The sequence below is a fragment of the Pseudoalteromonas sp. JB197 genome (genome assembly GCF_002332205.1).
GTDB classification, from domain to species: Bacteria; Pseudomonadota; Gammaproteobacteria; order Enterobacterales; family Alteromonadaceae; genus Pseudoalteromonas; species Pseudoalteromonas nigrifaciens.
The window spans coordinates 3,066,759-3,080,875 of the sequence record NZ_NRGZ01000001.1; the positions used below are offsets into that span (position 1 = coordinate 3,066,759).

Below are 14,117 nucleotides of genomic sequence, written 5' to 3' on the forward strand. Positions count from 1 at the left end.
TTATTTTTATTGTTTTAAGATTTTTATTATTGTTTTTGTTAACGCGGGATAAACAATACCAAGGATTTAAGTATGTTGCAAACATATTAATGAAAAGTTTTAAATGTTGCTACTGTTTGCTTGTTTAATAGTCAAAAACAGTTAAAAACTCAAAACATCTTGATCTACCTCCTGTTGCTGTCAATTTAATCGCTTAGCGATAGAGAGGTAATGAATATGGTGGTACAATCTTGCTCAATTTCTATAAGCATTAGGATTATTTTACGCTATGAGCGAATTAAAAAACGACCGTTATTTACGTGCACTTGCAAAACAACCTGTTGATGTAACTCCAGTATGGATGATGCGTCAAGCAGGACGCTATTTACCAGAATACCGTGCTACACGTGCACAAGCGGGCGATTTTATGAGCCTGTGTAGAAATGCTGAGCTTGCTTGCGAAGTAACACTACAACCATTACGCCGCTACCCGTTAGATGCCGCTATTTTATTTAGTGATATTTTAACCATTCCAGATGCTATGGGCTTAGGTCTGTACTTTGAAACGGGTGAAGGTCCAAAGTTCGAGCGTCCAATTTCATCGCTTGCCGATGTTAAAAAAATTCCTAAGCTAGATCCAAACGACGATCTTGGTTATGTAATGAATGCGGTTAGTACTATTCGTCGTGAACTAAAAGGCGAAGTACCATTAATTGGTTTTTCGGGTTCACCGTGGACGTTAGCGACTTATATGGTTGAAGGCGGCAGCAGCAAAGTATTTGGCAAAATAAAAAAAATGGCATTTGCAGAGCCGCAAACGCTACATTTATTACTCGATAAACTAGCTGATTCGGTTATCGATTACTTAAATGCGCAAATTAAAGCCGGTGCACAATCGTTAATGGTGTTTGACTCATGGGGCGGTGTATTAAGCCCGCGCGACTACAATGAGTTTTCATTGCAGTACATGCACAAAATTGTTGATGGTTTAATTCGTGAATACGATGGCCGTAGAGTACCAGTTACTTTGTTTACTAAAAATGGTGGCCAATGGATTGAAGCAATTGCAGCAACTGGTTGTGATGCTATCGGCCTTGATTGGACCATTAATATTAGCGATGCTAAGCGCCGTGTAGGCGACAAAGTAGCATTACAAGGTAATATGGACCCGTCAATGCTGCACGGTACGCCAGAGCGTATTCGTCAAGAAGTAGCGACTATTTTAGAAGACTTTGGCACAGGTAATGGCCACGTATTTAACCTTGGCCATGGTATTACACCAGATGTAGACCCTGAAAATGCGGGTGTGTTTATTAATGCCGTGCATGAGTTCAGTGCTAAATACCATAAGTAATTAATACCAAATAAAGTACTGAGTGTTTAGTGTGTTACTTTTCATAAATAAGTCTTAAATGTGTAAACACATTTAAGGACAAAACAGCTAAACAACAAAAAGCCCGCTTACTATTTTTAGTAAGCGGGCTTTTTAATAAGGCGTGTTTGGCACTTATGCGTCGTTATTGCCTATTTATCAAATAACCACATTACATAGGTTATTCCTAGCTTAAAAGCTTTACTTAAATAAGCGATTTAATCCATTTAACGCTGCAACTCGGTAGGCTTCAGCCATAGTTGGGTAGTTAAAAGTGGTATTTACAAAGTATTCAATATTATTGCCGCCATTTTTTTGCTCCATTATGGCTTGGCCAATGTGGACAATTTCTGAGGCGCGCTCACCAAAGCTATGTACACCCAGTACTTCTTTGGTTTCTGTATGAAATAATATTTTTAAAGTACCCACTTCAGTACCCGCAATTTGCGCACGCGCAAGGTGTTTAAATTGCGCACGACCTACTTCATACGGAACTTTAGCAGCAGTAAGTTGCTGCTCGGTTTTACCTACTGAGCTCATTTCAGGAATAGTATAAATACCCGCTGGAATATCAATAATCAGCTTTTCATCACAGTTGCCACAGGAAATTGCATCTGCTGCAATACGGCCTTGGTCAAATGCGGCACTCGCTAGGCTTGGGTAACCAATCACATCGCCTACAGCGTATACGTTGTCAATTTCGGTTTGATAGGTTTCGTTTACTTTTAACTGACCACGGCTATCAGGTTTTAAGCCAATTGCTTCAAGGTTAAGCTTGTCGGTATTACCGGTGCGGCCATTAGCAAACAAAATACAGTCAGCTTTTACGCGTTTACCCGATTTTAAATGCATAATTACACAGTCATCACGGGTTTCAATATGATCAAACTCTTCGTTATGACGAATTACAATACCGCTATTCCAAAAGTGATAACTCAGCGCGTCAGATATTTCTGTGTCCATAAAGGCAAGTAGGCGGTCGCGAGTGTTAACTAAATCAACTTTGGCACCTAAGCCTTTAAAAATAGAGGCATACTCACAACCAATTACACCCGCACCATAAATAAGTACGCGATGTGGATCGTGGGTTAACCCTAAAATAGTATCGCTGTCGTAAATACGAGAATGGGTAAAGTCTACTTCTGGCGGACGGTATGGGCGCGAACCTGTAGCAATAACAATAGTCTTGGCCGTTAAACGCTCAGTTGAACCATCTTGGCGAGTTACTTCAACTGTATGTTTATCAATAAAACGCGCGTCGCCTTGAAACATTTGAATACGGTTACGGTCGTAAAAACTGCTACGTAAATTAGACTGCTTAGAAATAACTGAGCTGGCATGGCGTAAAATGTCAGGAAAAGTGAGTCGAGCAAGTCGATCACCGGTATTAAATAAAGGGTTTGTTTTATATTCTATATAACGGCTAACCGAGTGACGTAGGGCTTTAGAGGGAATGGTTCCCCAATGTACACAGCCCCCACCTACGGCTTCGTGCCGTTCAATAACAGCCACTTTTTTGTTATTTTTTGAAAGGTTCATAGCGGTACCTTCACCGCCAGGACCCGTGCCAATAATTACTGCATCATATTGGTATGTCACGGGTGTTTTTTTCTTTTCTGGTTGTTTGGCCACAGCCACTCCTATATTAACTAAAAGAGGCTTTTAATAACCTCGCATTAAGTGCTAGCCATGCCTGCTTTTGGTTTTCCCAGGCGGCTTCCAGCTCATGGTATTGTGCCATTAATGCTGAACGTTCACACTGCTTTGCCATGTTATTTTTTTTAACTTCTAACACTTGTTTTTGTAGTGAACAATAATTTTGCAGTTTTTTCAGCAGTAAATCATATTCTTGTTGTAATAATGTAAGCTTATCTTGTGCTAAAGGCAATTTTGCAAGACGAACTTGTGTTTTGCTCATTAAAGTTTCGGCCTTAGCTTTTTCAATGCGTTCAACCGGTGTGCGCTTTAGTTTACTGGCTAAACCAAGGGCAGCTAACGAGCGAATAACCCATTTAGTGGGGTCATAATGAAACCACCTAATGCCGTTACGGTAATCACTGGCAAAAATATGATGAAAGTTATGATACCCCTCGCCATATGTAAATAAGGCTAAAAAGCCGTTGTCGCGGGCGGTATTTTTTTCGGTGTACGGACGAGAGCCCCAAATATGGGCTACCGAATTAATAAAAAAGGTAAAGTGCTGACTAAGTACTAAGCGCAGTAAACCGGCAAGTAATAACATGCCCCATACATCGCCAACTAGTAATCCTAGCGTAAGAGGTAGGCCTACATTCATTAAAAGAGCTAACTTTAAATAATGTTTGTGTTGCCACATTACAATTTTATTGCGTTGTAAATCGCGACAGTTACTGTAATCGCCGTAGCTATCAGCTTGATAGTCACGTAACATCCAGCCAATATGGCTATACCAAAAACCATTGGTTGCGGCATAAGGGTCTTTTATTGGGTCGTCAACTTGGCCGTGATGCACACGGTGGTCGCTGCTCCAATGTAGTGCACTGTTTTGCAGTGCAAATGCACCGCCTAAGGCAAACACAAACTCAACCGCCGGATGGGCGTTATAGGTTTTATGTGCCCACAATCTGTGGTAACCGGCAGTAATTGATAAGCCTGCATAAAACATACAGCCGACAAAGGCAATCCAGTGGGCACTAGAAAATCCGTAGTTAATACCATACCAAGGCACAAGCGTTATCGCGGCCAAAAAAGTAAGGCTAAAAAATAGGACGTTGGTCCAAATAAGTGGTGGTTTGTTCATAATTCTCTATCTCAGCGTACAACTGTAAGCTAAAATAATATTTCAAACTCTTGGCGTCAAGTATTAGACTGAGTAATTAAACTATTTTAATCAAAATTTGCTATAAATTCATTCAGGGAGCTGTTGATGTCGGGTGTTAGAGCGCAACAGAAACAAAAAACACGACAAGCGTTAATTGAGGCGGCATTCAATCAGTTGAGTGCCGATCATAGCTTTTCAAACTTAAGTTTACGCGAAGTTGCGCGTGAAGCCGGTATTGCACCAACTTCTTTCTATCGACATTTTAAAGATATGAACGAACTGGGTTTAACCATGGTTGATGAAGCGGGTTTAACCCTGCGTCAACTTATGCGCCAAGCGCGCCGACGCATTGCCAGCGGTGGCAGCGTAATAAATACCTCGGTGGTGACCTTTATGGAGTTTATTGACAACTCGAGTAATCAATTTAGGTTATTACTGCGCGAACGATCTGGTACTTCAAAAGCGTTTAGAGCGGCGGTAGCACGCGAAGTTAAGCACTTTATTTTAGAGTTGGCGCACTACCTAGAAAGCGAAACAAAATGCGATGCCACCCATGCGTATATTCAATCTGAAGCCATGGTAACACTGGTATTTAATGCTGGAGCAGAAGCGCTTGATTTAGAGGGCTTACAACGAGATGAGTTAGTAGAGCGTGTTATTTGGCAATTGCGCTACATTACTCGTGGTGCAACGCATTATGTGCGAGAAACAAATAAAGAGATTTAAACAGAGTAAAAAGTTAATCTAAGCACTGTGCTTTACAGTGCTTAGTAATTTAAGCACTTTGTGGTGCTTTATTGTTAAAAAACCTCACCAAACCTTACTTTAGTGCATAATTATTTCTGTTTAAAGCGATGTTAAATACAAAAATTAGAATTTTTATGCTTGCACCTTGTGCATGGTAATGTTAAAAATAAGCCTCACTCGACACAAATAAGAAAGCAAGATGCATATTATTCGTTTAATTACACTAAAACTGAACCTCTTACTGCTATGGCAAGTGAGCGGGGATTAGTGTGTTTGCATTGAGCTAAACATAAAAAAACCCCGCACTTGCGGGGTTTTTTTTATCTCGCGGTAGGATAAGTTAACAATAAATAGCATTGGAATGAGAGGCTGTTATGCAAGACCAAGATAAAGTATGGATTTTTGATACCACATTACGTGATGGTGAGCAGGCGCTTAAAGCAAGCCTTACCGAAGATGATAAAATTCAGCTAGCGCACACCATTAGTCGCTTAAATGTAGATGTAATGGAAGTGGGTTTTCCGGTATCGAGCCCAGCAGATTTTCGCTCCGTGCAGCGTATTGCTACCGAGGTTAAAGGGCCAATTATTTGTGGCCTAGCGCGCTCAGTTGCTAAAGACATTGAAGCATGTGGCGAAGCACTTCGTAACGCGCAGCAAAGTCGAATTCATACTTTTATTGCTACCAGTCCTTTGCACCTTGAGCACAAGTTACGCATGAGCTTAGACGATGCCACTGCTATGGCAGTTAAATCAATTAAATTAGCACGTAACTATACCGATGATGTGGAGTTTTCGTGTGAGGACGCCGGACGTACACCGCATTGGGATTTATGCCGCATTGTAGAGCAGGCAATTAAAGCCGGTGCTTCTACTATTAATTTACCCGATACAGTTGGCTTTGTAACGCCGGACGAATACGCAGGCATGATCCGCCATTTAATGAACAATGTGCCAAATATTGATAAAGCACGCTTAAGTGTGCATTGCCATAACGATTTAGGCTTAGCTGTTGCCAACTCTATTGCTGCTGTGCAAGCGGGTGCTCGCCAAATTGAGTGTACTATTAACGGCATTGGTGAACGTGCGGGTAACTGCTCACTTGAAGAAGTGGCAATGATCATGAAAATGCGCAAAGACCACTTAAACGTGTATACCGATATTAAAAGTGAAGAAATTTATCGCGCATCTCGCCAAGTGGCTAAAATTTGTAATATGCCAGTACAGCCTAATAAAGCCATTGTGGGCGAGAACGCCTTTGCACACAGCTCAGGTATACATCAAGACGGCGTATTAAAAGCGCAAAACACCTACGAAATCATGTCGCCAGAAAGTGTAGGAGTACCGAGCAACCAATTAAATATGACTTCACGCTCTGGACGCCATGTTATTGAACATCGCTTAGAAGAATTAGGCTATCAAAAGTCTGATTACGATATGGATAGTCTATACGAAAGTTTTATAGCCTTGGCTGATCAAAAAGGTACTGTATACGATTACGACCTTGAAGCGATGATTTACTTTAATCAAATTAACGACAAAGACGAAAAGTACCAATTAGAATTTGTTAACTCGGTATCTAACTCACAATCGGTAGCCAGCTCTACTATTGGCATGTTGATAGATGGCGAAGCTAAACAAGAAGCAGCAACGGGGAATGGTCCAGTTGAAGCCTCTTTTGCTGCTATTGAGCGCTTAACCGGAATGAGCGTAGAAATGATTGAGTATAACTTAGAAGCCACAGGCCAAGGTGCAAGTTCACTTGGGCAGGTAAACATTATTGCTAAATTTAACGGCCGCCCTTATCACGGTGCGGGCATAGCAGCAGATGTGGTAGAAGCGTCGGTACGCGCTATGGTTCGTGTTTATAATTTAATTTATCGCGCACAAAAAGTGTCTGATTTAAAACAACAAAGGAAAGCAGGATGAGTAAAACAAACTACAGTGTAGCCGTATTAGCGGGTGATGGTATTGGCCCAGAAATAATGGCAGCAGCAGAGCAAGTACTGGATGCAGTGAGCAATAAGTTTGGTTTTACTCTAAACCGCGAACACCATGCAATTGGTGGGGCAGCCATCGATAAGCATGGAAAAGCCTTACCACAAAGTACAGTTACAGCCTGTGAAAATGCCGATGCTATTTTATTTGGTGCTGTTGGTGGTCCAAAGTGGGAACATTTACCGCCCGATGAGCAACCTGAGCGTGGATCACTGTTACCGCTGCGTAAACACTTTGGCTTGTTTTGTAATTTACGCCCAGCGCAATTATTGCCAGCATTAAGCACCGCATCGCCATTACGCGCTGATATTAGCGAGCAAGGCTTTGACATTTTGTGTGTACGTGAGCTAACCGGTGGCATTTATTTTGGTGAAAAAGGGCGCAGCGGCGAAGGCGAAAATGAATCAGCATTCGATACGCAAAGATACTCACGTAAAGAAATAGAACGTATTGCACGTTTTGCCTTTGAAGCCGCAAAACTGCGTAGTAGCCATGTTACTTCGGTTGATAAAGCCAACGTTTTAGCATCAAGCGTACTATGGCGCGAAGTTGTTACCGAAGTAAGTAAAGACTACCCAGAAGTAAAACTTGATTATATTTACGTAGATAACGCAGCAATGCAGCTTGTAAAACAACCAAGCCAGTTTGATGTATTACTGTGCGATAACTTATTTGGCGATATTTTGTCTGATGAGTGCGCGATGATCACCGGCTCTATGGGGTTATTACCATCGGCTAGTTTGAACCAGTCGGGCTTTGGTTTATACGAGCCAGCCGGTGGCTCAGCCCCCGATATTGCAGGTAAAGGCGTGGCAAATCCGATTGCACAAATTTTAAGTGCCGCACTAATGCTGCGTTACTCATTGGGCCAAGACGAAGCTGCACGCACCATTGAAAAAGCAGTAGCTGAAGCCGTTGCAGCGGGCGTAGGTACGCCAGATATATTTCCAAACGCTGGCTATACCACCAATGATGTTGCTGCAGCGATTGTTGCGCGCATTTAACTAAAAACACATTTTAATGCCGCAGCTCCGTTAGGCTGCGGCTCAAAACAGATTAGGGGATTAGCAAGTGGCCCAAACGTTATACGACAAAATTTGGCAAGCACATACAATTGCCAGCATCAACGAGCAAACCGATTTACTTTATATTGACCGTCATTTAGTACACGAAGTTACATCACCACAAGCCTTTGCTGGTTTGCGTGAAAAAAACCGCACTGTACGCTGCCCAGAAAAAACCTTTGCTACTATGGATCATAATGTATCGACCAAAAGTCGCTCATTGGATGCTGCTAGCGAAGTGTCGAAAAATCAATTAATGGCGCTAGATGCAAACTGTAAAGAGTTTGGCATTGTGCTTTACGATTTAAACTCAATTAACCAAGGCATAGTGCATGTTATGGGGCCAGAGCAGGGTATAACTTTACCTGGCACTACCATAGTATGTGGTGACAGCCATACGTCGACTCATGGTGCATTTGGTGCGCTTGCTCACGGTATTGGCACCTCAGAGGTTGAACACGTATTAGCAACGCAAACATTGCAACAAAAAAAGGCTAAGTCGTTAAAAATTCAAATAAATGGCCGTTTGCGTCCCACCGTTACTGCAAAAGACTTAATTATGGCGGTTATTGGTAAGTTAGGTACAGCGGGTGGCACGGGCTACGTTGCAGAATTTTGCGGTGAAGGAATTGAAGCGTTGTCGATGGAAGCACGTATGACGTTGTGTAATATGAGTATAGAAATGGGTGCCAAAGCAGGTTTAATTGCTTCTGACCAAATCACTTATGATTACCTAAAAGGTCGCCCATTTGCTCCTAAAGGCGCTGATTTTGACGCAGCTGTTAAGTATTGGGAAACATTAAAAACAGATGACGGTGCGCAGTTTGATCATGTTGTTGAGCTGGAGGCCAGCAGCATTCAGCCACAAATTACTTGGGGCACTAGCCCAGAGCAAGTGATTGGCGTAGACGAGTGTATTCCTGATCCTGATAAAGAACCTGACCTAATTAAAGCTGATGCGATCCGCAGTGCATTAAAGTACATGGGCCTAAAAGCGGGCGAAAAGTTATCAAGTGCAAAAGTAGATACCGTGTTTATTGGCTCGTGCACCAATAGTCGTATTGAAGATTTACGTGCAGCAGCAAAAATAGTCGAAGGCAAAAAAGTAGTTGCCGGTATTGAAGCGTTAATTGTACCGGGTTCTGGTTTAGTTAAAAAACAAGCCGAAGACGAAGGCTTAGCAGATATTTTTAAAGCAGCTGGCTTTGAGTGGCGTGAACCGGGTTGTTCAATGTGTTTAGCAATGAACGACGACCGCTTAGGTGCAGGTAAACGCTGTGCATCCACCTCAAATCGTAACTTTGAAGGACGTCAAGGCCGTGGCGGGCGCACCCATTTGGTTAGCCCTGCAATGGCCGCTGCGGCAGCTATACATGGTCACTTTGTTGATATTAGAGGAGAAGCCTAATGAGCATTTATTTTAGTGGCTTAATGGCCCCATTGGATAAAAACAACGTGGACACGGATCAAATTATTCCAAAGCAGTTTTTAACCTCAACCAGCCGCGAAGGCTTTGATGCCGCGTTATTTTATGATTGGCGCTATTTAGAAAATGACGAGCCAAACCCTGATTTTATTTTAAATCGCCCTTGCTACCAAGGCGCGCAAATATTACTAACGCGCGACAATTTTGGTTGTGGGTCATCACGCGAACACGCGCCATGGGCACTAAAGCAATATGGTTTTGAAGTGATTTTGGCTGAAAGCTTTGCCGATATTTTCTTCAATAACTGTGGCAATAATCAGATGTTAGCCATTGCACTGCCTGGCGATACGCTAGAGCAATTATTTGTGTTAAGTGAGCAACATGACGATATTCATATCGATATCGATCTTGAAAATCAAACACTGACTAGCACTAAATTTGCCCCCATTAGTTTTGATATTCGCAAAGACGTAAAAGAGCGTCTATTAAGCGGCCTAGACTTTATTGGCGTAACCGAAACGCTAAACCCACAAATAGACGCGTTTGAGCAGCAACTTGCTGCAGAGCGTTCTTGGCAGTAAGTTGTTAAAATAAATTAAAAGACGTATTTAGCGCAGCATAAGCTGCGCTTTTTTATTTTAGCGGCAACACATTAATTGTTTTATCAATTTGTTCAAAATAAAAATGCAGTAGCTAAACTAGCGGCGGAAATGGCTGCTATTATTAATAAGTTTATCCTTTTAAAGGTTTGAAAACGGGTTACTTTCGAGTCATCTATGGTCGCAAAAAAGCCATTTTTAAATGATTCAGCAAGGTTGGCATGTGCTGTTCCATCTAAAGAGTTTTGGGTAAGCTTTTGCCATTCATTTGGGTGTTGCTGAGCTAGGTATTTACATAGGGAAAGGTAATAACGATTTTGTAAAATCAATAATAATATGACTATTATTAAGCCTATATAATTTGTCATTTGGTTCTGCGCTCCATGCTAGTTATTAATTTTACAGTTGGCAGTATTTAATTATTATATTTTTTTGCAACAATTTATATTTTAAAATTATCAGCGAGTTGCAAGTATCATTTGTTGGTTACTCCTGCACTTTGGTGGTTCATCGTGATTACTTCCTTTAAGTGAGTTAAAGGGCTATGGTACTAAAAACTATTATAAGGAATATGTGATGAAATTATTAACTGCAGCCACTTTATTATTGGCTTCATCAACTGTTGTAGCAAGCCCTGCGCCTTTGGTGTCTATTGCTAGCCACGATGCGTTTTTTAGTAATATTGCTGCACATTGCGGTAAAGCTTATGAAGGCAAGGTAAGTGTTGATAACGCCGCGGGACCAAGCTCATTTGCGGGCAAAAAATTAGTAATGCATGTACGTAAATGTACCGACAGTGAGCTGCAAGTGCCATTTCATGTGGGTGATGATGCATCGCGCACTTGGATTATTACTAAAACGGGCAGTGGCTTAAGCTTAAAGCACGACCATCGCCATAAAAATGGTTCTAACGACATCTCAACTATGTATGGCGGGCATACAAATGATGCTGGCTTTGCACAAATGCAGTCGTTTCCTGCCGATCAATATTCAAAAGAATTATTTGTTGCACAAGGGATAGCACAGTCGGTAGGTAATACTTGGCAAATGTATATTTATCCTGAGGTATTTACTTATCGTTTAATTCGTCAAGGCCGCGAATTTAAAGTGGATTTTGATTTAACTAAACCCATCACTCCGCCAGCAGCCCCTTGGGGATATACAGACTAAAATTATTCATCTTCGCACTGTAGTAAAACACTTAATGCTGGTTGGTAAGCTCTAGGGTTAGTAGGCATACTTTCGTACTCTTGCACGCCATCCAGCACTTTAAGCATAAATGTTTTATTAAGGCACAAGCGATTAGCATGGCGTAGTAAAAATACACTCTGATTTGCAAAGTGTTTGTAATCGTCTGACTGGATCTCTATTTTATAGTTATCATCGTCGAGTTTTGTTTGGTAATAATGTACTTTATTATCAAAGTCGTAGAGTTTTTCTGCTTTTGCTTGTTCGGCAAAAGCTGTGCCTACGCTTGAACAAGCTAGCAAAGCACTGCCAATAACTAAGCTAATGTTTAATCCTTGCATAAATAATTCCTTTAATTTGCGAACTTTATACCCATTAATACTATCAGTATTAAGCGCTATTTATTTATATTAAGTTTAACACCCAATAAGGGAAAGTGTGATGTTCAAACAAATAAAACAACTTTTTTCTGTATTCGATGAGCAACAGCCAAGTATGCAAGAGCATGATTTAAAAACAGCGGTTGCTGCATTATTAATTGAGGTAATGCGCGCCGATGCTAAGTTAGATGATGATGAACAACATACTTTAACGACTACCTTAAAACGCTATTTTGCATTAAACGATGCAGACGTAAACGAGCTGCTAAATAATGCAAACAGTAGCGTGGATAGCGCGACAGATTATTTTCAGTTTTCAAAACAAATTAACCAACATTGTAGTGCTGCGCAGCGCATTGAAATAATAGAGTTATTATGGCGCTTAGCCTATGCCGATGGTGAGATTGATCCGCAAGAAGAGTACGTAATACGTAAAGTGGCAGGCTTGTTATATGTAACTCATGTAGATTTTATCGCCGCTAAAATTGCGGCGACAAAATAGAGCTTTAGCAGGTTAGCTAAGCTTGCTGGCAACAGTTACTAATTGTTGTGCTAATGCAGACACTTTTTCTGCTGTATTTGGGTTATTAATTTGGCCATTTTCATCGAGTACAGTATGCACAGCCGGTACTGCTAGCTGATCGGCAAGTACTAATGAGCCAACACCACTTAAAATATCACGCACGTGGTTTAAGCCACGTAGACCACCTAATCCACCGGGCGATGCTGCAAATAACGCCACTACTTTATTGCGAAAAGCAGGTACTGCACCTTGCTCTGTGCGAGAAGCCCAGTCGATTGCATTTTTAAGCGCTGCAGTAATAGAGCCATTGTATTCAGGGCTGGCTAATAAAATACCATCTGCAGCACGTAACTTCTCTTTTAACAGCTGCACATCGGCAGGAGTACCTTGCGCTTCAATATCTTGATTAAAAAGTGGGATATTTAAATCGGCAAGTTTAATTATTTCTACTTCTGCACCACTTTCTAATGCAAAGCGTGCTGCTTCATTGATCAGTTGTTGATTAAAGCTGTCTTTACGTAAACTACCTGCTAAAGCAATAATTTTTGGTGCTGTCATGGTTTATCCTGCTAATGTGTTAGTAAATCACTTAACCAAAGTTCGGGCTAATGTAACCTGATCTCCGGATAATAAACTTATCTCAAGCAGCTGTCTTCAGCGCTAACTGCGTTGAATTTACTTGCAATAGGCCAGCTATTGACGCGTAAATTCGCCTTGTTTTCACTGAAAACCTCTGGCTAGAGAAAATAAAATTAAATATAACGATGATTCAATATGTTAGTAAATCTCTTAACCAGAGTTCAGGTTAATGTAGATAATATGGGGCTACTTTACCAAAAAATGACTTGAAGAAAACCCGAATAAACGCAACACTTATGTGCGTATATGCACATAAGTTTAAGGTAGCACAGTATGGCGGTTAAGTTTGAAGATTGGCAAGATGTTAAAGTGGCTTTTGAGGTTGCACGTTTAGGTACCTTAACTGCGGCGGCAGAGGCGCTTAATGTGCACCATAGTACAGTGCTTAGGCGAATTAATAATCTTGAAAAAAACTTAAACACACGTTTGTTTCATCGCCATGCTCGTGGCTATAAAGCAACAGAAACAGGCGCTAAGCTGTTTAGTACCGCACAAGTGATCGACAGCTCTCTTGAGCAGTTACATAATGATATTGCTGCGGCTGATAGCACACTGCGTGGCAGTTTACTGTTAACCACGGTTAGTGGCTTTATGGATGTGCTTGGCGATGTGTGCGAGCAATTTCAGGCGCTACATCCACAAGTGCAGCTTGAGATGATTTTAGAGCAAAAGCGTTTACGGCTCGATCACGGTCAGGCGCACATTGCCGTACGGGCAGGGCCAAGGCCCGATGAAGGCGACTATATTGCACAGCATTTGGCTCAGCTTAACTCGGGTTTATATGCTAATCAGCGATATATTAATAAATATGGTATGCCTAAATCGCTGAGTGATTTACAGCAACATAACTTTATTTCTGGCGTGGCGGGCTTTAATGCGCGGGTGCCGTATTTTGAATGGGTAGATCAGCATATTGCAGCGCCGCAAATAAAACTGCGTGTGTCAGAAACCTCAGAAGCTACGCGTGCTGTAATTAAAGGCTTAGGAATTGGTGGGTTACAGCACAATGTTGCGGCTCAATACGCTAATTTAGTACCCATTTTATCTAATGAATTAATCTGGTGTACTGATATATGGCTAGTAACGCATCATTTGGTGCATCGTACCGCAAAGGTACAGGCGTTTAGCCAATTGTTAAAAACCTATTTTCAAACCAATAAAGCAAGCTAATGTGGCATTATAAAAACTTAGGAGATGCTATGTTTGCAGATGCAGAGCTGGCTAAAATAAAACAGCTAGCAATGGCTACCAACGCACCACTTTACGTTAAATATTACGCAAAAAGTGGACTGCATTGTGAAGTGTTACTGTATTTTTCGCCGCACTATCAATCGCTTGCTGCTCTGCTGGGGGCTACTTGCTGTAAAGCCCCTAACTTAGATGAACTGACGGTTTTATAGCTA

15 protein-coding genes are annotated in these 14,117 nt (G+C 41.5%); 10 read left to right on the forward strand and 5 right to left on the reverse strand.

Annotated elements, in window-relative coordinates; translation table 11 throughout:
- Positions 1–268 precede the first annotated feature (268 nt).
- The gene (gene hemE, locus CIK86_RS14305; RefSeq protein WP_058374381.1) at positions 269–1,333 is read left to right on the forward strand and encodes a uroporphyrinogen decarboxylase; all 1,065 of its coding nucleotides are present in this window, start codon (positions 269–271) and stop codon (positions 1,331–1,333) included.
- Positions 1,334–1,552: 219 nt separating this feature from the next.
- Here hemE and sthA read toward each other — a convergent pair whose 3' ends face one another.
- Positions 1,553–2,983, reverse strand: a complete 1,431-nt coding sequence (gene sthA, locus CIK86_RS14310) for a Si-specific NAD(P)(+) transhydrogenase (protein ID WP_176359690.1) — start codon at positions 2,981–2,983, stop codon at positions 1,553–1,555.
- Between the two features lie 13 nt (positions 2,984–2,996).
- Entirely contained in the window at positions 2,997–4,130 is a 1,134-nt protein-coding gene (locus tag CIK86_RS14315) for a fatty acid desaturase (RefSeq protein WP_011329524.1), read from the reverse strand.
- A 126-nt stretch (positions 4,131–4,256) separates the two neighbouring features.
- Between CIK86_RS14315 and fabR the strand changes: the two genes are divergently transcribed.
- The 5 genes from fabR to leuD all read left to right on the forward strand — a co-directional run bounded on the left by fabR (position 4,257) and on the right by leuD (position 9,966).
- Positions 4,257–4,877, forward strand: coding sequence for an HTH-type transcriptional repressor FabR (fabR, locus tag CIK86_RS14320; protein WP_011329523.1), 621 nt, complete (start codon positions 4,257–4,259; stop codon positions 4,875–4,877).
- Between the two features lie 395 nt (positions 4,878–5,272).
- Entirely contained in the window at positions 5,273–6,826 is a 1,554-nt protein-coding gene (gene leuA / locus CIK86_RS14325; protein WP_011329522.1) for a 2-isopropylmalate synthase, read from the forward strand.
- Positions 6,823–7,899, forward strand: coding sequence for a 3-isopropylmalate dehydrogenase (leuB, locus tag CIK86_RS14330; RefSeq protein ID WP_011329521.1), 1,077 nt, complete (start codon positions 6,823–6,825; stop codon positions 7,897–7,899). The genes leuA and leuB overlap by 4 nt, the downstream gene beginning before the upstream one ends.
- A 67-nt stretch (positions 7,900–7,966) precedes the next feature.
- Complete coding sequence (gene leuC / locus CIK86_RS14335) at positions 7,967–9,367, forward strand: 3-isopropylmalate dehydratase large subunit (protein WP_011329520.1); 1,401 nt, start codon at positions 7,967–7,969, stop codon at positions 9,365–9,367.
- On the forward strand, positions 9,367–9,966 hold the full coding sequence (gene leuD / locus CIK86_RS14340; RefSeq protein ID WP_086997158.1) for a 3-isopropylmalate dehydratase small subunit: 600 nt from the start codon (positions 9,367–9,369) through the stop codon (positions 9,964–9,966). Before leuC ends, leuD begins: the two co-directional genes overlap by 1 nt.
- A 92-nt stretch (positions 9,967–10,058) precedes the next feature.
- Here leuD and CIK86_RS14345 read toward each other — a convergent pair whose 3' ends face one another.
- Complete coding sequence (locus CIK86_RS14345) at positions 10,059–10,352, reverse strand: hypothetical protein (RefSeq protein WP_011329518.1); 294 nt, start codon at positions 10,350–10,352, stop codon at positions 10,059–10,061.
- A 208-nt stretch (positions 10,353–10,560) separates the two neighbouring features.
- Here CIK86_RS14345 and CIK86_RS14350 point away from each other — a divergent pair, with 208 nt between their 5' ends.
- Positions 10,561–11,154, forward strand: a complete 594-nt coding sequence (locus CIK86_RS14350) for a hypothetical protein (RefSeq protein ID WP_011329517.1) — start codon at positions 10,561–10,563, stop codon at positions 11,152–11,154.
- 2 nt (positions 11,155–11,156) lie between these two features.
- Here the strand turns inward: CIK86_RS14350 and CIK86_RS14355 are convergent, their stop codons facing one another.
- Positions 11,157–11,513 carry a hypothetical protein gene (locus tag CIK86_RS14355; RefSeq protein ID WP_086997155.1) on the reverse strand — a complete coding sequence of 119 codons (357 nt, stop codon included), beginning with the start codon at positions 11,511–11,513 and terminating at the stop codon, positions 11,157–11,159.
- A gap of 100 nt (positions 11,514–11,613) precedes the next feature.
- On the opposite strand from CIK86_RS14355, the gene CIK86_RS14360 reads away from it, so the two are divergent.
- The gene (locus CIK86_RS14360; RefSeq protein ID WP_011329515.1) at positions 11,614–12,054 is read left to right on the forward strand and encodes a TerB family tellurite resistance protein; all 441 of its coding nucleotides are present in this window, start codon (positions 11,614–11,616) and stop codon (positions 12,052–12,054) included.
- 12 nt (positions 12,055–12,066) lie between these two features.
- Here the strand turns inward: CIK86_RS14360 and CIK86_RS14365 are convergent, their stop codons facing one another.
- Complete coding sequence (locus tag CIK86_RS14365) at positions 12,067–12,633, reverse strand: NAD(P)H-dependent oxidoreductase (RefSeq protein WP_011329514.1); 567 nt, start codon at positions 12,631–12,633, stop codon at positions 12,067–12,069.
- A 354-nt stretch (positions 12,634–12,987) separates the two neighbouring features.
- Here CIK86_RS14365 and CIK86_RS14370 point away from each other — a divergent pair, with 354 nt between their 5' ends.
- Together CIK86_RS14370 and CIK86_RS14375 are read left to right on the forward strand one after the other, a co-directional pair.
- Positions 12,988–13,884, forward strand: coding sequence for a LysR family transcriptional regulator (locus CIK86_RS14370; protein WP_011329513.1), 897 nt, complete (start codon positions 12,988–12,990; stop codon positions 13,882–13,884).
- Complete coding sequence (locus CIK86_RS14375) at positions 13,884–14,114, forward strand: hypothetical protein (protein WP_076922631.1); 231 nt, start codon at positions 13,884–13,886, stop codon at positions 14,112–14,114. Before CIK86_RS14370 ends, CIK86_RS14375 begins: the two co-directional genes overlap by 1 nt.
- Positions 14,115–14,117: the final 3 nt, after the last annotated feature.

Excerpts from the sequence above, each read along its gene's own strand:
- CIK86_RS14360 (WP_011329515.1), top strand. The coding sequence starts at position 11,614 with ATGTTCAAACAAATAAAACAACTTTTTTCTGTATTCGATGAGCAACAG.
- hemE (WP_058374381.1), top strand. The coding sequence starts at position 269 with ATGAGCGAATTAAAAAACGACCGTTATTTACGTGCACTTGCAAAACAA.
- CIK86_RS14355 (WP_086997155.1), bottom strand. The coding sequence starts at position 11,513 with ATGCAAGGATTAAACATTAGCTTAGTTATTGGCAGTGCTTTGCTAGCT.
- CIK86_RS14315 (WP_011329524.1), bottom strand. The coding sequence starts at position 4,130 with ATGAACAAACCACCACTTATTTGGACCAACGTCCTATTTTTTAGCCTT.
- fabR (WP_011329523.1), top strand. The coding sequence starts at position 4,257 with ATGTCGGGTGTTAGAGCGCAACAGAAACAAAAAACACGACAAGCGTTA.
- leuB (WP_011329521.1), top strand. The coding sequence starts at position 6,823 with ATGAGTAAAACAAACTACAGTGTAGCCGTATTAGCGGGTGATGGTATT.
- CIK86_RS14345 (WP_011329518.1), bottom strand. The coding sequence starts at position 10,352 with ATGACAAATTATATAGGCTTAATAATAGTCATATTATTATTGATTTTA.
- CIK86_RS14370 (WP_011329513.1), top strand. The coding sequence starts at position 12,988 with ATGGCGGTTAAGTTTGAAGATTGGCAAGATGTTAAAGTGGCTTTTGAG.
- CIK86_RS14365 (WP_011329514.1), bottom strand. The coding sequence starts at position 12,633 with ATGACAGCACCAAAAATTATTGCTTTAGCAGGTAGTTTACGTAAAGAC.
- CIK86_RS14350 (WP_011329517.1), top strand. The coding sequence starts at position 10,561 with ATGAAATTATTAACTGCAGCCACTTTATTATTGGCTTCATCAACTGTT.
- leuD (WP_086997158.1), top strand. The coding sequence starts at position 9,367 with ATGAGCATTTATTTTAGTGGCTTAATGGCCCCATTGGATAAAAACAAC.
- leuA (WP_011329522.1), top strand. The coding sequence starts at position 5,273 with ATGCAAGACCAAGATAAAGTATGGATTTTTGATACCACATTACGTGAT.
- CIK86_RS14375 (WP_076922631.1), top strand. The coding sequence starts at position 13,884 with ATGTGGCATTATAAAAACTTAGGAGATGCTATGTTTGCAGATGCAGAG.